A 3,101-nucleotide genomic window follows, 5' to 3' on the forward strand; every position below is an offset into this window, starting at 1 on the left:
AATATTGGACTGTATCACCATGGAGTATATCTTTGCAGATGTAACAATAAAGCTATAAAGATTATGACAGATACAAAGAAACTACATTTCGAGACATTACAGCTACACGTAGGACAGGAAAATGCCGATAAGGCAACAGGCGCAAGGGCTGTACCTATATATCAGACCACTTCATACGTATTCAATAATTCAGCACATGCCGAGGCACTGTTCGGGCTTAAGGAAAGCGGAGAAATATACGGACGGCTGGGAAATCCTACACAAGGGATTTTCGAACAAAGAATAGCGGCACTGGAAGGTGGGAAGGCGGCTCTTGCAGTAGCATCAGGAGCGGCGGCAATTACATATTCATTTCTAAATATCGCAAAGCAGGGCGACCACATTGTAGCAGCAAAGACTATCTACGGTGGAAGTTATAACCTTCTGGCACACACTTTCCCTACTTACGGAATCAGTACAACTTTTGTAGATCCGGACAACATTGAGAATTTCGAAAAGGCTATTCAGGAAAATACAAAAGCCATATTTATAGAAACACTTGGCAATCCAAATTCAAATATAATAGACATACAGGCCGTTGCCGATATAGCCCACAGAAACAAAATACCTCTGATAATAGACAATACGTTCGGAACCCCGTATCTTATCCGTCCGATAGAACATGGCGCAGATATAGTGGTACATTCTGCCACAAAATTCATCGGCGGACACGGAACATCTCTTGGCGGAGTTATTGTGGATTCAGGAAAATTTGACTGGAAAGGTTCCGGTAAATTTCCACAACTGACAGAACCTGACACATCATATCACGGAATAATTTTCACAGATATCGACCCGAGCACTGCTTTTGTGACAAGAATAAGAACTACACTGCTCAGAGACACAGGAGCGGCAATAAGCCCGTTCAATGCTTTTATGCTTTTGCAAGGTCTTGAAACTCTGTCTTTGAGAGTGGAACGCCACGTAGAGAACGCACTTAAAATAGTTTCCTACCTGGCATCACATCCAAAGGTAAAAAAAGTGAACCATCCTTCACTCCCATCCCACCCTAATCATGAACTGTATAATAAATACCTTCCTAAAGGCGGAGGTTCAATATTTACTTTTGAGATTATTAGTGGCAAGAAAGGAGCACACAAGTTTATCGACAGTCTGAAAATATTCTCATTGCTTGCCAATGTAGCAGATGCCAAATCGCTGGTGATACATCCTGCAAGCACAACACATTCGCAGTTAACTGAAAGCGAACTAATTGAACAGGACATACATCAGGGAACTATCAGACTGTCCATAGGTCTGGAACATATTGACGATTTGAAAAATGATTTGGGACAAGCTTTAAACAGCATTTAAATAGCATTTAAACAGTGTTTAAACGCTGTTTAGATCCCACTAAAACAGTTGCGGCTCAAGTTTTTCATTAAACTTGAGCCGCACTATATATTCTAAAATTACAATTTCACCTTCTCCGATTCCGGTTTTGATTCATTATTCAGTCTGTCAAGAGCAGTCACCACATAGCGGTACTTGGTCTTTCCATCTTCATAAGGCAATTTGTAGAAAGTATCTCTTGTTATGGCAACAATCTTCGAGGCATCATCAAGATTTACCTTTTCCTTATTCTCAAACCTATAGACCACATACTGAACAGCCTCATCCATCACGTGCTTTGCCTTAGGAGCTGTCCAGAAAAGAATATAACCATATTCAGTCCATACATCTTTAAGTTTCTTTACCTTTCCAGGAGTCTTATCGTCAATAAACGGATACAATGGCTGCAAAGCAGGATATTTATGATAGTTCTTTGCCAATAAAGTTCTATAATTACCAGGATTCTCAATTACAGCTGCTGAATACCACTGACAACTACCCTGCACGGTTGGCAATGAACGCTGCAAATCATACTTAGCCGCCATCTGATGTACGGAAGGATTCTTCAGATCCGGTTTCTTCACTGTTCTATACACATCCTGACCTATATACAGAGGACGTGCACTTGATTTCTCCGCCCACCATTTAACCAATGTCTCATAATCAGCAGCCGGATGACCTATCTCCCAATATACCTGCGGAATGTTATAGTCTATCCAACCTTTGTTCACCCAAAGCAGAACATCTGCATACAAGTCATCATAATTCTGGAGTCCACGAGTCTCACTGCCTTCAGGAGAAGTACGCTTGTTGCGATATATTCCGAAAGGCGAAATACCGAATTTCACCCAAGGTTTACATTCGCGAATAGTCTCATGAAGTTCTTTGATAAGTACATTCACATTGTTTCTTCTCCATTCGTTTCTGTCTGTAAATCCACGACCGTATGCAGCAAAGCTTACATCGTCAGGGAAATTCTCTCCCGGGTTAGGATAAGGATAGAAATAGTCGTCCATGTGGATGGCATCAACATCATATCTGTTTACTATATCACGTACTATCTTGCAGATATACTTTCTGTTGTCCGGAAATCCCGGGTCAAAATAAAGCTGTCCGGCATACTTCACAAACAGTTCAGGATGTTTGTGGTAAGGATGCAAAGGAGACAATCGTGTTGTTCCCTTAGTGCAAGCACGATAAGGATTAATCCATGCGTGCAACTCCATACCACGCTTGTGGCATTCTTCAATCATAAACTGCAGCGGATCCCATGTAGGAGAAGGCTGAACTCCCTGAATACCTGTCAAAAAACGACTCCAAGGTTCGTATGATGACTTATATAATGCATCAGCCTCTGCCCTGACTTGAAAGATTATGGCATTAATACCTGCTCCCTGCAGATTATCAAGCTGTTTCAGAAGAGTCTGTTTCATTGTCTCAGCAGGCATACCCTGGAACTGTCCGTTCACACACTGTATCCATGCCCCGCGAAACTCACGTTTAGGAGATGCTGTCTGAGCACCGAAAACCGAAGTATTCAGCAACATAGCAGCAAGAATAATCAAAGTTTTAATTTTATTCATGATTAATATAGTTTTCAAGGGTACAAACTTACATAAAAATCTTCGTTTTTTATGCCGGTGCAATAAAAAATCAAGCCCTACGTACTTGATTGATCGTCTATTGCCGTGCTCGAAGCACAAAATGTTGTATATTTGAGGTGCATACAT

Annotated in this window: 2 protein-coding genes; one reads left to right on the forward strand and one right to left on the reverse strand. The window is 41.2% G+C overall.

The genetic code is table 11. The annotated features are described in order from the left end of the window. Positions 1-63: 63 nt before the first annotated feature. A complete protein-coding gene (locus tag I6E24_RS15790; protein WP_235329618.1) occupies positions 64-1,353 on the forward strand; it encodes an O-acetylhomoserine aminocarboxypropyltransferase/cysteine synthase family protein in 1,290 nt (429 codons plus the stop codon). A 98-nt stretch (positions 1,354-1,451) separates the two neighbouring features. Here I6E24_RS15790 and I6E24_RS15795 read toward each other — a convergent pair whose 3' ends face one another. Further along, the gene (locus tag I6E24_RS15795; RefSeq protein WP_235329616.1) at positions 1,452-2,954 is read right to left on the reverse strand and encodes a glycoside hydrolase family 10 protein; all 1,503 of its coding nucleotides are present in this window, start codon (positions 2,952-2,954) and stop codon (positions 1,452-1,454) included. Positions 2,955-3,101: the final 147 nt, after the last annotated feature.

Source organism: Bacteroides caecigallinarum (assembly GCF_021530995.1).
Lineage (GTDB): Bacteria > Bacteroidota > Bacteroidia > Bacteroidales > Bacteroidaceae > Phocaeicola > Phocaeicola faecigallinarum.

Coding starts and splice junctions, on each gene's coding strand:
- I6E24_RS15795 (WP_235329616.1), bottom strand. CDS start 2,954: ATGAATAAAATTAAAACTTTGATTATTCTTGCTGCTATGTTGCTGAAT.
- I6E24_RS15790 (WP_235329618.1), top strand. CDS start 64: ATGACAGATACAAAGAAACTACATTTCGAGACATTACAGCTACACGTA.